A 20,855-nucleotide genomic window follows, 5' to 3' on the forward strand; every position below is an offset into this window, starting at 1 on the left:
GTTGGGGATTGCTGATAATGACGAGGGGAAGTTCACAGAGGCTGGTTGCCGTGGTGCTTGTCGTTGACCCTGACGCGTTGCTTGTCTGCCAGGAGGTCTATGGCCTGGACCAGGACCGGCCTGGTCTGCTCGGGGTCGATCATGCCGTCCAGCTCGCCCATCTCCAGGGAGAGATTGGCGTTGACGGTGCTGGTTTCGTACTCCTGGGCCAGCCTGTTTCGCAGCTCATCCACGTCCCGGCCGGCCTCCTTGGCCTCCTGCAGGTCGCGCCGGTGGATGATGTTGACCGCGCCCTGGGCTCCCAGCACGGCGATCTGCGAGGAGGGCCAGGCATAGTTGAGGTCCGCGCCGATGGCCTTGGAGCCCATGACGATGTAGGAGCCGCCGAAGGCCTTGCGCAGCACAATGGTGACCATGGGCACCTGGGCGTTGGCATAGGCGTAGATGACCTTGGCACCCCGGCGGATGATGCCGGCATGCTCCTGGTCCGAACCCGGCTTGTAGCCAGGGGTGTCCACCAGGGTGATGACCGGCAGGTTGAAGGCATCGCAGAGGCAGACGAAGCGGGCCAGTTTCTCGGAGGACTCCACATCCAGGCTGCCCGCGTCCACCATGGGCTGGTTGGCCACGATCCCCACCGGCCGGCCCTCCAGGCAGGCGAAGCCCACCACGATGGACCGTGCGTAGAGCTCCTGGACCTGAACCAGCTCGCCGTAGTCGACGATGGCATGGATGACATCCAGCACGTCGTAGGGCTGCCGGTCGTTCTCGGGGATGACCGTGGCCAGGCGTTTGGCGGCCTGGCGCTCGGCATGGCCGGAGATGAAAGCGTACCGGGGTGGCTCCTGTCCGCTGTTGGCAGGCAGGTAGGCCAGGACGGTCCTGGCGTAGTCGATGGCGTCGGCCTCGTCCTCACCCAGGTAGTGGGCCACGCCGGAACGGGTGTTGTGCACGTAGCCGCCGCCCAGCTGGTCCATGCTGATGGTCTCGCCGGTGGCCGCCTTGACAACATCAGGACCAGTGACGAACATGTCGGAGTTCTCCTTGGTCATGATGATCAGGTCTGTCAGAGCCGGGCAGTAGACAGCACCGCCTGCGCAGGGCCCCAGGATCAGAGAAATCTGCGGGACAAAGCCGCTGGCCTGGCAGGTCTTGCGAAAGATGCGTCCGTACTGGGTCAGGGCAGCCACACCCTCCTGGATGCGGGCGCCGCCCGAGTCGATCATGGCCACGATGGGGACCTTGATCCGCAGGGCCATGTCCATGAGCCGGCAGATCTTCTCACCCTCGGCCCGGCCCAGGGTGCCACCTCTAACGGAGAAGTCCTGGGCGTAGACGCCGACCTTGCGCCCGTAGACCAGGCCAAAGCCGGTGATGACCGCAGAGCCCGCCCGGTCCCCGGCGATGTCGCCGCCGGCGAAGCGGCCCACCTCCTCGAAGGTGTCCTTGTCGAAAAGCAGATCCAGGCGCTCCCGGGCAGTCTGCTTGCCCTTGGCATGCTGACGGTCGCGGGCGTGCTCCTCGGCCTGCTTGGCCAGGGCGGCGGCCCGGTGGATGCCCTGGCGCACCGGCTGGGAACCCAAGGTGGATTCGGTGACGCTCATGCCTGCTCCTCCCCGCCCAGATCCAGGGTGACCAGGGTCTGGCCCGGATCCACCCCTTGTGCCACGGACACATCGATGGTCTTCACACGCCCCTTGGCCGGGGCATAGACGTAGTTCTCCATCTTCATGGACTCCAGAACCACCAGCAGGTCGCCCTTCTCCACCTCCTGGTCGGGGGCCACGTTGATGCGGGTGACCACAGCCTGCATGGTGGCTACGATGATGCCGGACCGGGCCGCATCCTGCCGGGGGGCGCCAGGCTCCTGATCGCGCAGCCCGCGCCCGCGCAGGGGCTGCCGGGGCCGGGAAATGCCGCCATGGCCGCCGACGCCGCCCATGCCTCCCAGCAGTGACTGGGGCAGGGCCAACCTGACCCGCTTGTCGTCGATCTCCACGTTGTAGGTCTCCATGGGATCGCTGTCCCGGTCCTGTTCCTGGGCGGAGACGCCGGAGACCGAGGCTGGCTGGCCGCTGCCGTTGGAGGCGGGCTCCACATTCAGGTAGACCCGTTCCAGCCACTTGGTGGACACATCGAAGGAGTGCCCGTCCTCGGCGGTGAACTCGGGGTTGGTGAAAATCTTCTGGAAGAGGCCGGCCGGGGTGGGGACCCCGCTGATGCTCATCTCGCGCAGGGCCCGGCGAACCCTGGCCACGGCGGCTGGTCGGTCCTGGGCGGTCACAATCAACTTGCCCATCATGGAGTCGTCCCTGGGCGAGACCGTGTCGCCCACCTCGACACCCGAGTCCACGCGGATGCCGGGGCCGGAAGGCCACTGAATCGACTCGATGGTCCCTGAGCTGGGGGTCAGGTTGGTGGCCGGGTCCTCGCTGGTGATGCGCAACTCGAAGCTGTGGCCTCGGGGCGGAGGCGCCACATTCAGGGAGCCGCCGTCGGCGATCCGTAGCTGCTCGCGGACCAGGTCCAGTCCGCAGACCTGCTCGCTGACCGTATGCTCCACCTGCAGCCGGGGGTTGACCTCCATGAAGTAGACGTCGTCCCTGGGGGTGACCAGAAACTCGCAGGTGCCCAGGCCCACGTAGCCCACCGTGTCGAACAGACGGCGGGAGAACCCCTCCAGCTGGGCGATCACATCGTCGGACAGGAAGGGAGCCGGGGCTTCCTCCACCAGCTTCTGGTTGCGGCGCTGAACCGAGCAGTCCCTGGTGGAATAGACGGTGAACTGGCCGTGGCTGTCCCTGCCGGACTGGGTCTCCACATGTCGGGCGCGGTCCACGAACTTCTCGATGAAGTAGTCGCCCAGGTCGCCGCCCTGAAGAGCATCATGGTTCATGTAGAAGGTGCGCAGCTCGTCGCTGTCATTGATCAGGGTTATCCCCCGGCCGCCGCCGCCGTCAGCCTTCTTCATCATGACCGGATAGCCGTGCTCGTCGGCGAAGTCCAGCAGGGGGCGCATATCGGTGACGGGCTCGCTCAGGCCCGGCACCACAGGCACCCTGGCCCGCTCGGCCACCTTGCAGGCGGTGATTTTGTCGCCCAGCTCGTCCAGGACCTCTGGATCCGGCCCCACCCAGGTGATGCCCGCATCAAGCACCTTGCGGGCGAAAGAGGAGAACTCGGACAGGAAGCCGTATCCCGGGTGAAGGGCATCAGCGCCGGCCCGGCGGGCGATGGAGACGATCAGATCCTCGTTCAGGTAGGTCTCCATGTTGGTGTCCCCAGGCAGGAGGTAGGCCTCATCCGCCATCTGGGCATAGGGGGCATCCCGATCCTGGTCGGCATAGACGGCCACGGTGGCGATGCCCATCTCCTGGGCTGTGCGCACAACCCGCAGGGCTATCTCGCCGCGGTTGGCGATCAGCAGTTTTTTCATTCCCCTCTCCTCACTGGTTGCTCAAGAGTGGTTGGATTGACGGAAAGCATGAACAGGGTGGGGATTAGGCCCCCACAGCGGCCACTTCAGGCAGGACACCCACGTCTGCCGTAGATACGTTAACCTGGTCGCCATCCGACAGCTGCACCCGCAGGGAGGCATCCGGGTTGATCTCCAGAGCACGGCCCTCCACGGGCTCACCGGCCACGGGGACGACCCTGACCCGCTTGCCCAGCGTCCAGCTGAGCGCGGCAATCCGCGAGCGCAGCCCCTGGGGCCCGTTCAAGGTCCTGTCCAGCGACCCGTCAAGGCCAAGAGGGGCCATCTCCCCGCTCAGGTGCCAGCTGATGGCATCGACCAGGTCGTCGCGAAGGGTCTGATAGTCGGGCAGCTCCTGGTAATGCAGCTGCAAGGATGTGGACTCCGCAATGGGCAGCGCCTGCCTTGGCAGGAACAGGTTGATGCCGATGCCGACAACCAAGGCAGACCAGTCCTGATCCACCCGGACCAGTTCGCAGAGGATGCCCCCCAGCTTGGCTCCGCGGCAAAACAGATCATTGGGCCATTTGAGGGTCAGGACCCTTTCAGAATCGCCGCCGTCAGCCAGCGGGCAGCCGTGGTACTCAAGCACATCCTGCAGGCCTTCCAGAGCAGCCAGCCCCGCCACCATGGGCATCCATCCGCCAAAGGGTCCGGTCAGCAGTCCGGTGGGCAGCGGCAGGGCCCAGGTGGCCAGCAGGGAGCATCGGGCCTGATTGACCCAGGTTCGGGCAAGACGACCGCGGCACCGGGATTGCGCATCGGCAACCGCTACGCTCAGCGGCATGGTGCTCTTCCCGGCGCCCGGCCATCGCCGAATACCCCTACTTGCGACTCTTCCCTCGTACCGTGTAGTCGTAGAAACACCCTGACGGGCATTTTTTCGAGGCGTATCTTCGGCTTTTCCCCTTGTGCCAGAGGCCAGTCCCTTCACGGTCTCCGTGCTCGTTGTCGATTCACCGCCCCCAAACAGCCGCTCGACCCGGTCGCGCGCATCCGAATACGTCGAGGCTTCCAGAGCATGAGCCACGAGCGTATTGGTCGAATCGACGGTGTCGAGCACCACGATCGAGGAGAGTACGCCACTGTCCAGCGATGCCGAAGGCTGCCACTTGATATTCTGATGAGGCACGCGTTCCACTATACGGCACAAGGGGTCAGCCCCGGTAGCGAACCACCCACAAAAGCGACGGCCGGTTTTTGTATCTTTTCACAGGCGACCATTGGATAGCTCAGAGCGCATCCTCGGACAGGCACTGGATAAAATGGGGAAGCCGTACACCAGGCATGACCCGCGAAAGGGGTTCTTTTGAGCGCAGACAGCGGACGGGCGCAAGCGAGAGAGGCGGGCGAACAACCTGTGCAAACATCTGCCTTGCAGACCGGGAGACCTGGGTCTCGTGCATCCCGGACCGTCGGCCTGGTCCTGGCCTTGCTGGCCTGCCTCTGGATTGCCTTCTGCACTGGACTGGGCCCTATCTACCGTCAGCAGGGTTCGCTGACACAGGTGGGCCTGCCCCAGATGCTGATCATGCTGGGAACCCTGGCCATCTGCCTGGCACTGGTCCTGGTCTGCCGCCGAATTCTGCTGGGTTGCGAACCCCTTCGGATGCCGCAACGGCTGACCGCCCTGGCGCAGCGCCCACGGATGCGTGCCTACGCGGCCTTCATCACCAGACAAACCAGCGGCTGGCGACCCATCATGCGTCTGCTCCTGCTGGGCTGGGCCTGGGCCTTTCTTACCCTGCTGGCCGCCTACGGGGCCGACCTGTATGCACAGGCCCAGGAATGCGCCAACTTCCTGGCTCAGCTGCAGGGCGATCAGCCCCCCTACGGCGGCAATGCCTTCACCCAGATGGACGTCTACCCCATCGGTCATTACCTGTGGCCGGGTCACCCGGCCTTCCTGACCGACCAGCACAACATAGTGCTGACCCTGTTTTACGGGATGACCATCATGGCCTCCAACCATCTGACCGGATCCTATGACGCGGGCATTGTGCTCCTATCGGGGCTGCAGGTGATCTTTGCGGCCTTCTGCTGCGCCGTCACTGCCGACCGCTTCCTGCGTGGCAGCGAAACCGAACATTTCGGGGCCCTGGCCCGCACCCTGGTCATGCTCTTCTTCCTCTTCTCCCCCTTTGTAGTCTTCAGCACCTTCAGCCTGACCAAATCCCCACTCTTCGCCTTCGCCTTCGTCTGGTGGTTCGGCATCTGGCACCAGCTGGAGTCAGAGGACAAGAACTCGCCACTGTACGCCAACCAGGCGGCCCGACTGCGGCCTGCCCTCGCCTTGAGCACCCTGACCATGCTGATCAGCGCCAAGTATGGCCTTTACATCGTCCTGGCCCAGCTGGTTCTGGCTCTGATCATCCACCGTCGCCAGTGGGCCACCATCCTGATAGGTCTCCTGCTACCCCTGGTCCTGTTCACAGGGGTGACCGGCGCCCTGACGGCCACAGGGACGGTCATCAAGGGTGACCCCGTGGAGAGCCGCAGCATCCAGCTGCAGCAGATCGCCCGGGTGGCCCAGCGCAATCCCCAGGGAATTCCGGCCCAGGCAAGGGCCGACCTTGAGCCCATCATGGACCTGGACAATGCCGCCATCCAGTACACCCCCTGGGAGGCAGACCGAGTCAAGTCCTCGGGCAACCAGCCCAAACTGATTGTCTATCGATGGAGAACCGTCACGCCCGAGCAGCTGTCCCGGCTGAATCGGGCCTGGCTCCAGGTGGGACGGCGCAACCCGATGATCTACCTGGATGCATTCATGGCCGAATCCTACGGGTACTTCGACCCCGGCGACCCTGCCTACGTGGCCATGTCCTACTACATCAACAACGGCTACGTGCAGAACTCGGGCTCCTGGCTGGCGGCCTGGTGCCATGACTGGCGCAACGGGGTGACGGGATTCGTCAGAACCTGGGCCGATACCCCCCTGCTGGGCCTGGTGGCACGTGCCAACTTCTGGGTGGTGGCCGCCCTGCTGCTGATTGTCGCCCGCCTGTCTGCCGGCCACTGGCGCGGGGCCCTGTGCTGGTTCCCCCTCCTGCTGATCATGGGGGTCATGATCACTGCCCCAGCCAACAACTTCGAACGGCACATGCTGCCGGTGGACATGGCAGTGCCCTTCCTGATCCTGGACATGGTCCGGCAGAGCCGCCGTGCCCACGCCGAAAACCTGATGGACCGGCCGACATGATCGGCAAGTCGAAGCGGTCCAGACCGAAGGACGATGAACCTGCCGAGGCGCAGCAAGCTCACCGGGCACCTACTGCCTCCGATGCCGCCATGGAGCAGATTCTCTTGAAGACACTGGATCATCTGCAGGAGGCGTTGCCCTGGGCCAGGTCCGTGCCCGCTGATGGGCGCAGAACCTTGGAGGGGGCCATTCAAACGGCTCTGAACGACCTGCTGTCCCGACTTGATTCCCAGGGCACAGAAGACAGCGAAGTCCCCTCACCCGTACCAGCCGAGCTCTCCCGGAGCCTGGGTCCGCACAGAGCCATGGAGCTGACCCAGGTCATTCTGGACATGCTTGAGGAGGCTGGCCGGACCATGGGATCCGAAGAGGAACGAGCCACGCTGGTCTACACCCGCCAAGCCGCCACTGCAGCAGCCGAGCTCTACGCCGACCTGGCCGAAACGCGGAGCGGCCGCAAGGCAGTAACGGAGTCGAGGATCATTCGGCATCTGATCGAGAAAACGGCAGACACACGGACGGTGGATGATCTGGCCCGTTTAGGCTGGCCGACCGAATTCGACTGCTTCGCTGTCGTCGGCGAGGCCCAGGGCAACGATGACGGGCAGGGCATGGAGAACGCCCGCCAGCCCATACACACCACGGTGGTCCGTCAAGGTGGCAGGGCTCTGGTGGGCGAGAGCGAGGGGCTCATGGTGGTCCTGATCAATCCCGACCGGTCAGGCACCCCAGCCGACTTCTGCGCATCCATCCTGCGGTTCTTCACCGACGAATCAGCTGTCTGCCTGGGACCTCTCCGCCATGGAATCTCCGGTGCGGAAGACTCCATCCGAGCTGCCCTGAGCACTCATGCGGCGGCTCCAGCAGTGGCTGACCCCATCACTGCCGCCCTGTCCAGACCACTGCACGCCGACGACCTGCTGCCCGAACGAGCCCTGAACGGGGACACGGACGCTGCCGATCAGCTCTACCAAGAGGTCTATATGAGCCTGGCCGGACAGGACCCGGACGGGCCTCTGCCGACCACGCTGCTCACCTTTCTGCGCTCGGGCAACTCGCTGGAAGTCACCGCCAAGAAGCTAGGCATCCATCCCAACACCGTGCGCTACCGGCTGAGGCGCTGTGTGGAGGTGACTGGCTGGGATGCTATGGACCCGCGAGAATCCTTCGTCCTCCAGGCGGCCCTGATCATCGGCAGAATCCGCAGATCGCATCCGGGCGCCGACTGACTGGTGCCGGACCAACTGCCGTAAGACCAAGATATAAAAAGGGCGGGAACCCGAAGGTCTCCCGCCCTGGAAGTAAACAGTCGAACTGACTCAGAGCACCGCGGTGTCCAGAGGAACGCCTGGGCCCATGGTGGTGGTGACAGTGGCCTTGGTGATGTAGCGACCCTTGACCGTGGCCGGCTTCAGACGCTTGATCTCCTCGTCGACCGCGTGGAAGTTCTCCTCTAGAGCCTGCTGCTCGAAGGAAACCTTGCCCACCGGGAAGCTCAGGTTGCCGTTCTTGTCCACACGGAACTCGATACGTCCGGCCTTGATCTCGGTGACCGCCTTGGCCACATCCATGGTCACGGTGCCTGTCTTGGGGTTGGGCATGAGGCCACGGGGACCCAACACGCGGCCCAGGCGACCGACCTTGCCCATCATGTCGGGGGTGGCCACCACGGCATCAAAGTCCAGATAGCCGCCGGCGACCTTGGTTACCAGCTCGTCGTCGCCAACCTCGTCGGCTCCGGCCTCGGCGGCTGCAGTCGCCTGAGGACCACGGGCGAAGACCAGGACGCGCACGGTCTTGCCGGTGCCGTTGGGCAGGCTGACGGTGCCGCGAACCAGCTGGTCGGCCTTGCGGGGATCGACGTTCAGGCGGTAGACGGCCTCTACGGTCTCGTCAAACCCGCGCTTGGGCATGCTCTTGAGCAGGGCGATGCCCTCCTCGGGGGTGTACAGGTTGGTGCGATCGACTTTCTCGGCCGCTTCGCGGTACTTCTTGGAACGCTTGGTCATCTGCTTCTCCTATCAGCAGTCGCGGTGCGGGCAAGCGTATGCCCTACCGCTCACAACAAAAATGTCAGTCGGTGACGGTGATGCCCATGGATCGGGCGGTGCCTTCGATGATCTTCATTCCGGCCTCAACGTCACGGGCCGACAGATCCTCCATCTTGGTCTGGGCGATCTCGCGGACCTGGGCTTTGGTGACGGATCCCACCTTGGTGGTCAGCGGGTTGCCGGCACCCTTGGAGACGCCGGCCGCCTTGCGCAGGAGGTCTGCTGCCGGCGGGGTCTTGGTGATGAAGGTAAAGGAACGATCCTCGTAGACAGTGATGATGCAGGGGATGACCTGGCCCATCTTGTCCTTGGTGGCATCGTTGTACTGCTTGCAGAAGTCCATGATGTTCACGCCATGGGAACCCAGTGCGGGGCCCAGCGGGGGCGCGGGGTTGGCCTTGCCGGCCTCTATCTGCACCTTGATCAGCGCGGTGACTTTCTTCTTTGCAGCCATATGCTGGTTCTTCTTTCTACGAAGCGGTGATGTCGGAGACCATAGGCCCCCTCCCGCAACCTGTTCTTTCCAAATGCTCTCCACAAGGGAGCACAAGCTTGACGATTATCTCATCGACCGGGGACCGGCCGACAGCGCTCAGACGATCTTTTCGACCTGGTCGAAGCCCAACTCAACAGGGGTGTCCCTGCCAAAGATTGAGACCAGAACAGTCAACTTCTGCGTGGTGGGCTCGACATCAGAGACTACGGCGGCCATGGTGGCAAAGGGTCCTTCAGTGACGGTGACCTGATCGCCGACGGCGTAGGAGACCTCCACAGTGCGCTTCTTGGCAGCCTCGGGTTTGTCTCCAGCGGCTTTTAAGGCCTCGGAAGCAATCATGGGGGCCATCATCTGGACGACCTCCTTGCGGGTCAGCGGAGCCGGCTCCTTGCTGGGACCGACGAACCCGGTGACGCCCTCGGTGTCGCGGATGATGCGGCGGGCGTTCTCATCTGGCCACATGCGAATCAGCACATAGCCGGGCACACGCACGCGGGTGACGACCTTCTTGCCCTTGTCGGTGTGCTTTTCGACCTCCTCCATGGGAATCTCCACCTGGAAGACCTTGTCCTCCAAGCCGAAGGAGGCCACGCGGGACTCCACGTTGGCCTTGACGCGCTTCTCGTAGCCGGAGTAAGTGTGCAGAACGTACCACTTACCCTCGAGTGTGCGCAGCTTCTTGGAGAACTCGTCCACAGCACGCTGACCGGGATCCTCCTGGTCGGTCTGGTCGTCGGAATCGGAAGAATCTACCTGGGTGTCCTTGGCCTGGGCAGATTCGGCGGATGCCTTGTCCTGCTCAACCTGCTCCGAAGAGGTTCCGAGCTGCTGATCCTGGACCTGGGCATCCTCCTGCGCGGGGGCGTCGACGGATGCCGACGGGACCGACTCAGTTGCCTGATCGGGGTCCAGTCCCTCTCTGGTCAGATCATCACTCATGGATCACTCCACCTTCTACCTTGTCACGGCTCAGCCGAATATCAGGAGGGCTAGTTTGCCCAGTCCGAAGTCCATCGCAGTCACGAAAATCATCAGCAACAGCACAAAGATGAAGACGGCCACGGACCAGCCCACCAGTTCCTTGCCCGTGGGGGTCACGACCTTGCGAATCTCATCGATGACCTGCTTGATGAAGAGCCCGATACGCATGAAGAAGTTCGGCTTGGCTTCCTCAGCCCCATCCTTCTGTGCCATGGTCATCCATCCTTCGTTTGTTCTGCATCATCTGCTGCAAGCCTTGGCAGGGAAGGCGGGACTCGAACCCACAACCTACGGTTTTGGAGACCGTTGCGCTACCAATTGCGCCACTTCCCTATCGGAACTTCCCACCAGCCTACTCGACAGGGAGGAAAAACCGCCAAATGGCAAGTCTAGCCTAAAGGATGGATTGCGTCCAACCGTGTTGCCACCATAGCATTTCGCTCAGGAGCCGGATCAGGCGCTGATCCAGTCCCCAAGGCGCCGCATGCCCTCGGCCAGGTCGTCATCGGCCAGCGCATAGGAGAAGCGCAGGCAGCCGGGCGCGCCGAAGGCCTCGCCTGGCACGGCCGCCACCTGGATCTGCTCCAGGATGACCTCGGCCAGCTCACCCGAGGTGGCACAGACCGTACCTTGTGGACCCACTGGCTGATTCAGCAGGCCAGTCACGTCGGCAAAGGCGTAGAAGGCACCCAGGGGTTCAGGGCAGGTCACACCCTGCATGGCGTTCAAGGCATCCACGATGGCCCGCCGACGCAGGGCGAAGGCCGACCGCATGGCCTCCACGTCCTCCAAACCGCCGGTCAGGGCCGCCAGGGCCGCCTGCTGGGAGACGTTGGCCACGTTGGAGGTCATATGTCCCTGAAGCTTGGCGGCCGCCTTGGCCACCGGCAGGGGGGCAATCAGCCAGCCCACCCGCCAGCCGGTCATGGCATAGGTCTTGGCCACACCGTTGACCACAATCAGCTGATCGCGCACCTGGGGCACCAGAGCGCCCGGATAGGGGGTGTGCGCTTCCTGGTAGGTCAAATGCTCGTAGATCTCGTCGCTGATCACCCAGATCCGGTGCTCCACAGCCCAACGGCCCACGGCTGCCACCAGGTCGTCGTCCCAGACCGTCCCGGTTGGATTGGCGGGCACGTTGAGAATGATGGCACGCGTGCGCTCGGTCCGGGCCGCCTCCAGCTGCTCCAGGCTGGGGATATAGCCCTGGTCGGCTCCGCTGAGCACCGGGACCGGCCGACCGCCGGCCAGCAGAACCATCTGTGGATAACTGGTCCAGTAGGGTGCGGGGATGATGACCTCATCGCCAGGATTCAGCAGGATCTGGAAAGTCTCATAGACGGCCTGCTTGCCACCGTTGGTAACCACCACCTGATCCGGGTCGATCCGGTAACCCGAGTCACGCAGGGTCTTGTCGGCGATGGCCTGCTTCAGTTGGGGCAGGCCCGCCGTGGGCGTATAACGGTGGTTGCGCGGATCCAGGCAGGCGCGGGCCGCCGCCTGCACGATGTGGTCAGGCGTGGGAAAGTTGGGTTCGCCGGCACCGAAGCTGATCACATTCATACCTTGGGCCTTCATGGCCTTGGCTTTCGAATCCACGGCCAGAGTGGCACTGGGGGCCACCGCATCTATGCGTCTGCTCAGGGTCTGCCATTGCGCCATAGTCATGCTGTCATGCTACCGCCCGCCACCCCCAGGGCTGCGCTCAGACCAGGACCAGAGAGTCCCGATGCACCAGCGGGTGGGCATAGTGAGCACCCAGTCGGCGGCGGAGCTCCTTGGTGTTTAGGCCCAGCATGTCCTGAGCCTCCTCGGAATCGTAGCCGGACAGACCCTTGGCCACCTGGTGACCGGACTCATCATGAATCCAGACCGGATCCCCGGCCGAGAACTCACCCTGGACCGATCTGGCACCAGCTGCCAGCAGGCTGGCCCGACCACCGCGCAGAGCTTTGACGGCCCCCTGATCCACCAGATAGCCGCCCCGGGGACGGGATGCGAACTTGATCCAGAGCCGGTGCGAGGAGCCCCGCGGACGGATGGGGGCGAAGAGGGTGCCCACCCGGTCGCCGGCCAGGGCAGGACCTGCAAGATCGGCGCGAGTCAAGACCACGGGCATGCCGGAGGCCGCAGCAATCCGCGCCGCCTCCAGCTTAGTGGACATGCCCCCGGTTCCCAGCCCAGAGACGGACCCCTGGGCATCCACTTGATCCATGATGGCCGCCACGTCCGGCACAAAGCCGATCCTGTGGGCCCCTGGCTGGGACGGGGGTTCAGTGTAGAGGGCATCCACATCAGTCAGCAGGACCAGGGCATCGGCACTGACAATGTTGGCGATCAGGGCCGAAAGATGGTCGTTGTCGCCGAAACGAATCTCGTTGCTGGCCAGGGCATCGTTCTCATTGACGATGGGGATGACCCCCAGATCCAACAGACGGCAGAGGGTGCGCCGGGCGTTGCGGTACTGGACTGCATGGGTGGTGTCACGAGCGGTGATCAGGATCTGGCCAACCCGTAGGTCATAGCGGGCGAAGGCGGTCTCGTACTGAGCCATGAGCAGACCCTGGCCCACTGAGGCCGTAGCCTGCTGGGTGGCCACATCACCGGGGCGTTCGTCGAATCCCAGGGTGCCAAAACCAGCTGCAATGGCCCCGGAAGTGACCAGGACCAGGCGAGCGCCATTCACGGCAGCCGAGGCCAGGGCGCCCACCAGCGAACGCAGGCGGCCAAGGTCCAAGTGCCCATGGAAATCGGTCAGAGAGCTGGATCCTACCTTGACCACCATGGTACGGGCCTGAGCCACTCGGGAGCGGATCTCAGCCTCATCAGATCCTTCCCGTTCGGTCATTGCCCAGCCTCCTCCGAACTGGCAGCATCCGCGTCCCCGCGCCCCAGTAGGCCCTGCCTGTCGTGGGGATCGTCGTCCACGGAGGGGTCGGCCCAGTGCCCCTGGCGCCGTTCCTGCTCCATGACCTGTCGCACCGCCTGCCGGGCATCCATCATCTGGTGGTACTGGCGGCGGCGTTCGCTGTTGGTGCGGCGACGGTTGAGCCCCTGGCTCTCCTCCAGGCGCAGGTCACGACCCCGGGCCACCCGGGGGGTGCCATCCAGCATTTCGGCGCCGGCCGCCACACTCGGATCCCAGTCGAAGGCCACCGCATCGTCGCCAGGACCGATGCGGACCTCGTCACCTGGCCTGGCTCCGGCCTTGCGCAGAGCATCCTCCACACCCATCCGGGCCAGGCAGTCAGCCAGATAGCCCACGGCCTCCTCGTTGTCGAAGTTGGTCTGGCGGACCCAACGCTCGGGCTTGGCTCCGCATACCCTGAACCAGGTCTGTCCGGAACGGGTCTGATGCCGTTCAAGGGTGAAGTCCCCAGACTGGTCGCTGCTCCTGCGCCGCCGCTCAAGAGGGCGGATGACCACGCGCTCCTCCCGCCTGGCCTCTTCCTGCTGACGCAGCTGCCCGCGCAGGCGGTCCACCAGACCGGCCAAGTAGTAACCCAGTTCCTTGAGCCCCTGATGCGAGGCTGTGGAGACCACAAAGACCTTAAGACCCAGGGCCTCGAAGTCAGGCCTAACGAATTCGGCCAGTTCGCGGGCCTCCGGCAGGTCAGCCTTGTTGAGGATGATCACCCTGGGTCGCTCGGCCATGGGGATGACCCCCAGCGGAAGCTCCAGGCGGTCGGCATAATGGGAAAGCTCCTCTTCCAGGGCCCGGTAGTCGCTCATGGGGTCCCGATCAGGCTCCAAGGTGGCACAATCGATGACGTGGGCGATAATCTCGGTACGCTCGATGTGCCGCAGAAACTCCAGCCCAAGACCCTTGCCTTGGGAGGCTCCTGGAATCAGCCCTGGCACATCGGCCATAGTAAAGCGGCTTTCCCCTGCCTGGACCACGCCCAGGTTGGGCACCAGGGTAGTGAATGGATAGTCGGCGATCTTGGGCCGGGCCGCGCTCATGGCCGCCACCAGGCTGGACTTGCCCGCGCTAGGGAAACCCACCAGGGCCACGTCGGCGATGGATTTGAGCTCCAGCACCAGGTCGCGCTCCTGCCCGGGGTCCCCGAGCAGTGCGAAGCCAGGAGCCCGCCTGGCCTTGGTGGCCAGGGAGCGGTTGCCCAGGCCGCCCACGCCGCCTTGGGCTGCAACGAACCGGTCTCCCACGTGGGCCAGGTCGGCCAGTCGCTCACCAGGCTGCTTGCGCTCGCCTTGGCCCCCTTTGGCGGTGAAGACCACGGTGCCCACAGGCACCGGCAGAATCAGATCCTGGCCGCGGCTGCCGTCCTTGTCGCCGCCCAGACCCATGGTGCCTGATTCAGCCTGGCGGTGCGGCAGGAAGCGGTAGTCCAGCAGGCTGGTGGCGTTGGCATCGGCCTGAAGAATGACCGAACCGCCCTGGCCGCCGTCACCTCCATCAGGCCCGGCCAGGGGCTTGTACTTCTCGCGGCGGATGGAGGACGCTCCATTGCCGCCGTCGCCACCCTTGACATGGACGGTGACCTGATCCACAAATGCGCTCATAGGGGCCCATGGTACTCAATCCGGCCTGACATGCGGCCCCTGAGAGCTGAATGCCCTGCATCTTCATACATATATGCAAAAAGGCCACCCCCACGACAGGGATGGCCTTGGCTGATGCCGATAAAGGGCAATCAGGCGGTAAGCACGTCAACGACCTTGCGGTCACGCCGGTTGGCGAACCGAACGGTTCCGTCCGTCAGGGCGAAGAGGGTGTGGTCCTTGCCCAGGCCGACGTTCTGGCCAGGATGGAACTTGGTACCACGCTGGCGAACGATGATGTTGCCGGCCACTACGGCCTCGCCGCCGAACTTCTTGACGCCCAGGTACTGTGCATTCGAATCGCGCCCGTTGCGTGAGCTGGACGCACCCTTCTTATGTGCCATGTCTGGTTCCTTTCCTACCTCGACCTAGGCCCTCAGGCGATGGCCGTGATCTTGACCACGGTCTGCTTCTGGCGGTGGCCCTTGCGGCGCGCCACGCCGGTCTTGTTCTTGAACTTCTGGATGTTGATCTTGGGGCCCTTGGCCTCGTCGTCCACGACCTCGCCCTTGACGGAGATCTTTGCCAGATCCTTGGCGGCCATGGTCACCTTGGATCCATCGACGACCAGCGCGACCGGAAACTCGACCGACTCGCCCTTCCTGGCAGCCAGACGGTTGACCGTGATCTGGTCACCGACCTCGACCTTCTCCTGATGGCCTCCGGCCTTCACAATCGCGTACATAGCCCTACCTTGCCTGTTGTCCAAAGCTGTATGCGCCCGGCATCCGGGTCTCGCCATGCGATTGACGGACCCGTCCAGACACCAGCTAACCAGTATAGAAGCAAACACACCGCGTCGTCAAATGTGCCTGCTCCGCCGACAAAACGAATTCAGTTTATGACTCCTTGGCGACATCCGCCGTCTCAGCCTGGGCATCGTCCTCGTCCGACGCCGCCTGGGCCGCCGCAGCGATCCTGGCCAATTTGGCCTTGACTGCAGGGGTCGAGCCGGTGGACAAGGTCTCCTTGGAAGAGGAGCCATGCCCATGCTTGTTGGTCTTGACGAAGGGGTCGCCGCCCTTGACTGCATATGGGTCAGCGTAAGAGGCTGAGATGGTCGGCTTGTCGTGGAGGATGAAGCCTCGGCCATGGCAGGTGGGGCACTCCTCGGAGAAGGCTTCGACCAGACCCTGGCCCACCCGCTTGCGGGTCATCTGCACCAGACCCAGGGAGGTGACCTCGGCCACCTGGTGCTTGGTGCGGTCCCGGGCCAGGCACTCGACCAAGCGGCGCAGGACCAGGTCGCGATTGGCCGGCATGACCATATCCACGTAGTCGATCATGATCATGCCGCCGATGTCGCGCAGGCGCAACTGACGGGCGATCTCCTCGGAAGCCTCCAGGTTGCAACGGGTCACCGTCTCCTCCAGCGACTTGCCCTTACCGATGAAGCGGCCCGTGTTCACGTCGATGGTGGTCATAGCCTCGGTGCGGTCGATGACCAGGGAGCCGCCGGAGGGCAGGTAGACCTGGCGCTCCATGCCCTTGCGCAGTTGGCTGTCGATGCTCCAGCGATCGAAAACATCCTTGCCCTGGTGCTCGGCCGGGTCCCAGTGCTCAAGTTTCTCCTCCAGGTCGGGGGCCATGGTCTCCAGGTAGTTGCGGACCCTCTCGTAGACCCCCTCGCCCTGGACCACCAGCTTGGCGAAGTCGTCGTTGAAGATGTCTCGAACCACACGGATAGCCACGTCCGGCTCGCCCTGCAGAAGCTTGGGACGCTTGCCGTGCAGGAACTCCTTGCGCTTGTCCTCGATCTTGCCCCACTGACGCTGCAGGTTCTCCAGGTCCTTGGTCAGGGCCTCCTCGCTGGCCCCCTCTGCCGCGGTGCGAATGATGACGCCCATGTCCTTGGGGGCCACCTTGGAGACGATGCTCTTGAGGCGGGAACGCTCGCGGTCGGGCAGCTTGCGGCTGACGCCGGTCATGCCGCCCGAAGGCACCAGGACCAGGAAACGGCCGGCCAGCGTGACCTGCGAGGTCAGCCGTGCACCCTTGTGGCCAATGGGGTCCTTGGTGACCTGGACCAGCACAGGGTCGCCGGATTTGAAGGCCAGTTCGATCCGGCGGGGCTGACCCTCCAGACGGGTGGAGTCCCAGTTGACCTCGCCGGCATAGAGCACGCCGTTGCGGGCCTGGCCGATGTCCACGAAGGCGGCCTCCATGCTGGGCAGGACGTTCTGAACCCGGCCCAGGTAGATGTTGCCTACAGTGGAGACCTCCTGGATGTCGGAGACGTAGTGCTCGACCAGGATATCGTCCTCGATGACCGAGATCTGGGTGTGGTGCTCCTTCTCGCGCACCACCATCAGGCGGTTGACGTTTTCACGGCGGGCCAGGAAGTCCTGCTCGACCAGCTGGGACTGACGCGAGCGTTCGCGGCGGTTGTCCCGTCGGCGCTGCTTTTTGGCCTCCAAGCGGGTAGAGCCCTCCACGTCGGTGATCTCGTCAATATATTGCTGTTTGCGCGAACGGCGGGTACTGGACTCCTCTGACTCGCCCTCAGCGGACTTGGAACCCCTGCGACGGCGACGGCGACGGGTCAGTGGGGCCTCGTCCTCGTCATCCTTGTCCTTCTCCTGCTCGTGCCCGCGACGGCGACGAGTGGAAACGGACTTCTCAGAGCCCTCATCATCGCTCTTGGCACGGCGACGGCGACGAGTGCGAGTGCCGGTCTCCTGCTGGTCCTCGTCCTGTTCCTGGTCCTCGTCAACCACGAAGGTTATGCCCTCGTGATCCAGATCCTCCTCGATGCGCTCCACCTCGTCGGCGGCCCTGCGCTCCTCGGCATTGAGCCTGCGGGAACGGCGTGAACCGCCCTCCGAGGTGCTCCTGGATTTGCTGCGGCGGGAGGGCTTGGATGACTGTTCGGCATCCTCGTCCTCCTCATCCCGTTCGTCGCGCTCATTCTGCTCAGGCCTGGAGACGGGTATAACGGGCTCCTGGAAGAGCAACGACGTCATAGGACGGGGACGGGCGGTGCGGGCGGCACGCGGACGCTCATCCTGCTCCTCAGCCTTCCGGTCTGTCCTCTGGCTGAGCCCCGATGTCAGAGCCTCCACAGCCTCAAGGGCACGTTCCTGACGGTCTTGATCAGGTTCGCCCTCCTGGGCATGCTCCTCGGTGCGTCGGCGGGCAGTAGTACGGCTGCGACGACGAGTAGTCGTCCTGGCAGGCTTGGACTCGCTCTCGTCTTCCTGGGCATCCTGGCTGGAGTGGTCCTGCACGCTCTGATCGGCAGCCTGATCCTCCTTGGACTTGCGGGTGCGGCGGCGACGGGTGGCGGAGGGCTTGGACTCGTCGCCCTCCTCCTTGGCCTTGCGGGAGGTCTTGCGCTTCTCGGCCTCGACCTTCACAGGCACGTCGGCACCGGCCGCGCCGGCCACCCTTACCACACGCCGTCCGGAGCGGCGACGAGTGCCGGAACTTGCAGTCTCTTCAACCTGCCGCCCCTGCCCATCACTGATGGCGGACCGATTATCCTTGGTATCCTCATTCGTATTTTCGGGCACAATGCTCCTTGCGGCACGCCGCCTCGCGCCGCTCTCACGGTCCCGATCCGTCCTCACGCTGCACTCTCACTGCAACCGCGCACCTGCGTACGCCCGATCGAAACGCCTTGGCAAAAAGTCTTCCTGACGCAGGCGGACACCGACGCCCACACGGGTCACTGGGTCTCCGTCCGGGGGGATCAACGCCTACGCTGCAAGTGGTCAGGCAGAACCACCGTCATCTAGTATGTCACAGATCAGCGGTCTTCAGGTCCATTGAGCCATTCGACCAGTATTGCTTCCAGCCGGACCAGGTCATCCAGGGGCACCTGTTCGTCGGCCTTGTGGGCCAGCAGGGGGTCCCCTGCGCCCAGGTTGACGGCTGGTAGGCCAAGGGCTGAAAATCGGGCCACATCGGTCCACCCCAACTTGGCACGAGGCTGCTGGCCCGTGGTCTGGGCAACCAGGTCCGCCAGTGAACGCGCCCAGGGCGAATCCAGTCCAGGACGGGCCGCTGGCGATTCGTCGCACATGCGTACCGAGAACCCCTGGAAGACCCCGCCGCGGGCCATATGCTCGCCATTGCCCAGCTCAGCGCCTGTCCCTTGGCCCATCATCAACTCCTTGGCCTGGGCCAGACTCTTGTCGGGGGCGAACCGGTAGTTGACATGCACCCGGCAGCGGTCGGGAATGACGTTGGTGCCCAGGCCGCCCTCGATCATGGTGGCGTTGAGCCCCTCCCGATAGTCCAGGCCGTCCACCCGCACCGTGGCCGGACGGTACTGCTCCAGCCGATCCAGAATGGGCGCGGCCGCGTGGATGGCATTGCTGCCCATCCAGGCCCGGGCGGAGTGGGCCGCCGTGCCGTGGGTGATCAGGTCGAAGCGCATGGTTCCATTGCAGCCGGCCTCGATGGTGCAGTCGGTTGGCTCGCCGATGATGGCGAAATCACCTTGCACCCAGTCGGGGTGGGCGGCCACCACCCGGCCCAGCCCGTTCAGGTCGGCCTGGACCTCCTCATGGTCGTAGAAGACGAAGGTCAGGTCATAGACCGGCTCCTGCAGGGTGAGCGCCAGGTGAAGAAAGACGGCATCCGAGGCCTTCATGTCGGCGGAGCCCCTGCCGTACAGCACCCGGGATCCAGGGTGGGCGGCGGCCAGGTCGGCGCGGATGTCCGGGTCGCCGGGCTCCAGCCAGCGCGGGGGGAGGTTCCCATCCACGGGTACGGTGTCCAGATGCCCGGCAAGAACGATGCGGTGGGGACGGCCCAGCTGGGTGGAGGCCACGACCGTATCTCCCAACCGTTGGACCAAGAGGTCGGCTCGTGAGGACAGGGCCCTCTGGACGGCATCAGCCAGGGCGCCCTCCTGGCCGCTGACCGAAGGCAGGGCGGTCATGGACTCCAGTATCCTTGCCAAGGCCTGGGCAGGTTCAACCCCCCGGGTGCCGGCGAGAAGATCAATATCCGTCTGTGTGTTCTTGGCCATAGTGCCATGCTAGCGGGCCGGGAATCGCAGATGGACCTGCAGCCGCAAGCATGAGGTCCTAGTGGCACAATAGGGGCGACGGAAGCGGTGGCACTCCGCCTGGGAGGCCGCCGTTCACCATGCGAGACGAGGAGGATGCCGGAGTGCCTGGACTGCTCAGTGCCATGGAGGGGTTCTTCATCATCGGCGTGGTCATCGCCGTGGGCTATGTGGCCGCCCGCTTCCATGTAGGCGGTCCTACAGCACAGCTGGTACTGAACAAGTACTCATTTTTTGTGTCAACTCCCTGCCTGATGTTCGCCATCCTCTCCAAGCAGAAGCTGTCGGTAATCTTCCACCCCAGCATCATCGTGGCCTTCCTGTCGGCGGCGGCCGTGGGTCTGCTTTTCGTGGCTCTGAATGCGACCAGCTTCCACCTGCCGGCCGCCGAAGCCACCATCGGCGCTCTCGACTCCCTGTATTTGAACTCCAATAACATCGGGTTGCCTGTAGCCACCTATATTCTGGGCAATCCCACACTGGTGGCCCCTATCCTGGTCATGCAACAGGCCCTCTTCACCCCAATCGGGCTGACCGTTCTGGACGCGACCACCTCTGGCAAGCTTTCGGTCAAGACCATCCTCAAACAGCCCCTGAAGCAGCCGATCCTCATCGGCTCCATAGGCGGCATAGTGATATCGGCCATTAGCGCCCAGGCCGGCCATTTCGTCATCCCTGACTTCGTCTACAAGCCCATCGACATGATTGGGCAGTCGGCCGTGCCCATGATCCTCATGGCCTTTGGCATGTCCCTGCGGGGTTCGCGACCCATGGGCCGGGGCACTGACCGTCGTGCCACCCTTTGTGCTGTGATCCTGAAGAATCTGGTCATGCCCATGATCGCCTACCTGCTGGCCCGGTTCATGATGGGCTTCAGCGGGTCGGAGCTGTACGGGTGCGTGGTTCTGGCGGCCCTGCCCACCGGCCAGAACGTCTACAACTACGCCGCCCGGTACGAGGTGGGAACCACCTTCGCCAGGAACGGCATCCTGTTGAGCACGATCACCTCGCCCGTGATCATCGCTCTGGTTGCTCTGCTCCTGAGCTGATGCGCCCAGGCAGGCTGCCTA

At 64.2% G+C, this 20,855-nt stretch carries 17 protein-coding genes and 1 tRNA gene; 3 read left to right on the forward strand and 15 right to left on the reverse strand.

Annotation, left to right across the window (positions count from 1 at the left end; genetic code table 11):
* Positions 1-32: 32 nt before the first annotated feature.
* The 3 genes from ACVWNW_RS03335 to ACVWNW_RS03345 form a co-directional block, all read right to left on the reverse strand.
* On the reverse strand, positions 33-1,604 hold the full coding sequence (locus ACVWNW_RS03335; RefSeq protein ID WP_454483036.1) for an acyl-CoA carboxylase subunit beta: 1,572 nt from the start codon (positions 1,602-1,604) through the stop codon (positions 33-35).
* Positions 1,601-3,436: an acetyl/propionyl/methylcrotonyl-CoA carboxylase subunit alpha gene (locus ACVWNW_RS03340; protein WP_454483038.1), complete on the reverse strand. Its 1,836-nt coding sequence runs from the start codon at positions 3,434-3,436 to the stop codon at positions 1,601-1,603. Before ACVWNW_RS03340 ends, ACVWNW_RS03335 begins: the two co-directional genes overlap by 4 nt.
* Positions 3,437-3,500: 64 nt before the next feature.
* The gene (locus tag ACVWNW_RS03345; protein ID WP_198208112.1) at positions 3,501-4,607 is read right to left on the reverse strand and encodes a biotin--[acetyl-CoA-carboxylase] ligase; all 1,107 of its coding nucleotides are present in this window, start codon (positions 4,605-4,607) and stop codon (positions 3,501-3,503) included.
* A 177-nt stretch (positions 4,608-4,784) separates the two neighbouring features.
* Here ACVWNW_RS03345 and ACVWNW_RS03350 point away from each other — a divergent pair, with 177 nt between their 5' ends.
* Both ACVWNW_RS03350 and ACVWNW_RS03355 read left to right on the forward strand, forming a co-directional pair.
* Entirely contained in the window at positions 4,785-6,677 is a 1,893-nt protein-coding gene (locus tag ACVWNW_RS03350; RefSeq protein WP_198208110.1) for a DUF6020 family protein, read from the forward strand.
* Positions 6,674-7,906 carry a PucR family transcriptional regulator gene (locus ACVWNW_RS03355; RefSeq protein WP_454483041.1) on the forward strand — a complete coding sequence of 411 codons (1,233 nt, stop codon included), beginning with the start codon at positions 6,674-6,676 and terminating at the stop codon, positions 7,904-7,906. Before ACVWNW_RS03350 ends, ACVWNW_RS03355 begins: the two co-directional genes overlap by 4 nt.
* A 90-nt stretch (positions 7,907-7,996) precedes the next feature.
* On the opposite strand, the gene rplA is transcribed toward ACVWNW_RS03355, so the two are convergent.
* From rplA to dapE, 12 genes are all read right to left on the reverse strand, one after another.
* On the reverse strand, positions 7,997-8,686 hold the full coding sequence (gene rplA, locus ACVWNW_RS03360; RefSeq protein WP_046323363.1) for a 50S ribosomal protein L1: 690 nt from the start codon (positions 8,684-8,686) through the stop codon (positions 7,997-7,999).
* Positions 8,687-8,750: 64 nt separating this feature from the next.
* Positions 8,751-9,182 carry a 50S ribosomal protein L11 gene (rplK, locus tag ACVWNW_RS03365; RefSeq protein WP_015022451.1) on the reverse strand — a complete coding sequence of 144 codons (432 nt, stop codon included), beginning with the start codon at positions 9,180-9,182 and terminating at the stop codon, positions 8,751-8,753.
* A 138-nt stretch (positions 9,183-9,320) separates the two neighbouring features.
* On the reverse strand, positions 9,321-10,163 hold the full coding sequence (gene nusG / locus ACVWNW_RS03370; protein ID WP_198208108.1) for a transcription termination/antitermination protein NusG: 843 nt from the start codon (positions 10,161-10,163) through the stop codon (positions 9,321-9,323).
* A gap of 30 nt (positions 10,164-10,193) precedes the next feature.
* The gene (secE, locus tag ACVWNW_RS03375; RefSeq protein WP_046323894.1) at positions 10,194-10,418 is read right to left on the reverse strand and encodes a preprotein translocase subunit SecE; all 225 of its coding nucleotides are present in this window, start codon (positions 10,416-10,418) and stop codon (positions 10,194-10,196) included.
* Between the two features lie 44 nt (positions 10,419-10,462).
* A tRNA-Trp gene (locus ACVWNW_RS03380) sits at positions 10,463-10,538 on the reverse strand.
* Between the two features lie 120 nt (positions 10,539-10,658).
* Positions 10,659-11,867 (reverse strand): pyridoxal phosphate-dependent aminotransferase, encoded by a 1,209-nt coding sequence (locus tag ACVWNW_RS03385; RefSeq protein WP_454483357.1) that lies wholly within the window; start codon positions 11,865-11,867, stop codon positions 10,659-10,661.
* Positions 11,868-11,910: 43 nt separating this feature from the next.
* Positions 11,911-13,053 (reverse strand): glutamate 5-kinase, encoded by a 1,143-nt coding sequence (gene proB, locus ACVWNW_RS03390; RefSeq protein ID WP_454483044.1) that lies wholly within the window; start codon positions 13,051-13,053, stop codon positions 11,911-11,913.
* Positions 13,050-14,729 carry a GTPase ObgE gene (gene obgE / locus ACVWNW_RS03395; protein WP_454483046.1) on the reverse strand — a complete coding sequence of 560 codons (1,680 nt, stop codon included), beginning with the start codon at positions 14,727-14,729 and terminating at the stop codon, positions 13,050-13,052. Before obgE ends, proB begins: the two co-directional genes overlap by 4 nt.
* A gap of 131 nt (positions 14,730-14,860) precedes the next feature.
* Entirely contained in the window at positions 14,861-15,112 is a 252-nt protein-coding gene (rpmA, locus tag ACVWNW_RS03400) for a 50S ribosomal protein L27 (protein WP_015022457.1), read from the reverse strand.
* 32 nt (positions 15,113-15,144) lie between these two features.
* Complete coding sequence (gene rplU / locus ACVWNW_RS03405; RefSeq protein WP_024626855.1) at positions 15,145-15,453, reverse strand: 50S ribosomal protein L21; 309 nt, start codon at positions 15,451-15,453, stop codon at positions 15,145-15,147.
* A gap of 154 nt (positions 15,454-15,607) precedes the next feature.
* Complete coding sequence (locus ACVWNW_RS03410; protein WP_454483049.1) at positions 15,608-18,280, reverse strand: Rne/Rng family ribonuclease; 2,673 nt, start codon at positions 18,278-18,280, stop codon at positions 15,608-15,610.
* Positions 18,281-18,516: 236 nt separating this feature from the next.
* Positions 18,517-19,746 (reverse strand): succinyl-diaminopimelate desuccinylase, encoded by a 1,230-nt coding sequence (dapE, locus tag ACVWNW_RS03415; protein ID WP_198208100.1) that lies wholly within the window; start codon positions 19,744-19,746, stop codon positions 18,517-18,519.
* A 143-nt stretch (positions 19,747-19,889) separates the two neighbouring features.
* Between dapE and ACVWNW_RS03420 the strand changes: the two genes are divergently transcribed.
* Positions 19,890-20,834, forward strand: coding sequence for an AEC family transporter (locus ACVWNW_RS03420; RefSeq protein WP_454483359.1), 945 nt, complete (start codon positions 19,890-19,892; stop codon positions 20,832-20,834).
* Positions 20,835-20,855: the final 21 nt, after the last annotated feature.

Source organism: Bifidobacterium sp. JNUCC 75 (assembly GCF_054819865.1).

Excerpts from the sequence above, each read along its gene's own strand:
- ACVWNW_RS03355 (WP_454483041.1), top strand. The coding sequence starts at position 6,674 with ATGATCGGCAAGTCGAAGCGGTCCAGACCGAAGGACGATGAACCTGCC.
- rplU (WP_024626855.1), bottom strand. The coding sequence starts at position 15,453 with ATGTACGCGATTGTGAAGGCCGGAGGCCATCAGGAGAAGGTCGAGGTC.
- proB (WP_454483044.1), bottom strand. The coding sequence starts at position 13,053 with ATGACCGAACGGGAAGGATCTGATGAGGCTGAGATCCGCTCCCGAGTG.
- ACVWNW_RS03340 (WP_454483038.1), bottom strand. The coding sequence starts at position 3,436 with ATGAAAAAACTGCTGATCGCCAACCGCGGCGAGATAGCCCTGCGGGTT.
- rplK (WP_015022451.1), bottom strand. The coding sequence starts at position 9,182 with ATGGCTGCAAAGAAGAAAGTCACCGCGCTGATCAAGGTGCAGATAGAG.
- secE (WP_046323894.1), bottom strand. The coding sequence starts at position 10,418 with ATGGCACAGAAGGATGGGGCTGAGGAAGCCAAGCCGAACTTCTTCATG.
- dapE (WP_198208100.1), bottom strand. The coding sequence starts at position 19,746 with ATGGCCAAGAACACACAGACGGATATTGATCTTCTCGCCGGCACCCGG.
- ACVWNW_RS03385 (WP_454483357.1), bottom strand. The coding sequence starts at position 11,867 with ATGGCGCAATGGCAGACCCTGAGCAGACGCATAGATGCGGTGGCCCCC.
- rpmA (WP_015022457.1), bottom strand. The coding sequence starts at position 15,112 with ATGGCACATAAGAAGGGTGCGTCCAGCTCACGCAACGGGCGCGATTCG.
- ACVWNW_RS03335 (WP_454483036.1), bottom strand. The coding sequence starts at position 1,604 with ATGAGCGTCACCGAATCCACCTTGGGTTCCCAGCCGGTGCGCCAGGGC.
- obgE (WP_454483046.1), bottom strand. The coding sequence starts at position 14,729 with ATGAGCGCATTTGTGGATCAGGTCACCGTCCATGTCAAGGGTGGCGAC.
- nusG (WP_198208108.1), bottom strand. The coding sequence starts at position 10,163 with ATGAGTGATGATCTGACCAGAGAGGGACTGGACCCCGATCAGGCAACT.
- rplA (WP_046323363.1), bottom strand. The coding sequence starts at position 8,686 with ATGACCAAGCGTTCCAAGAAGTACCGCGAAGCGGCCGAGAAAGTCGAT.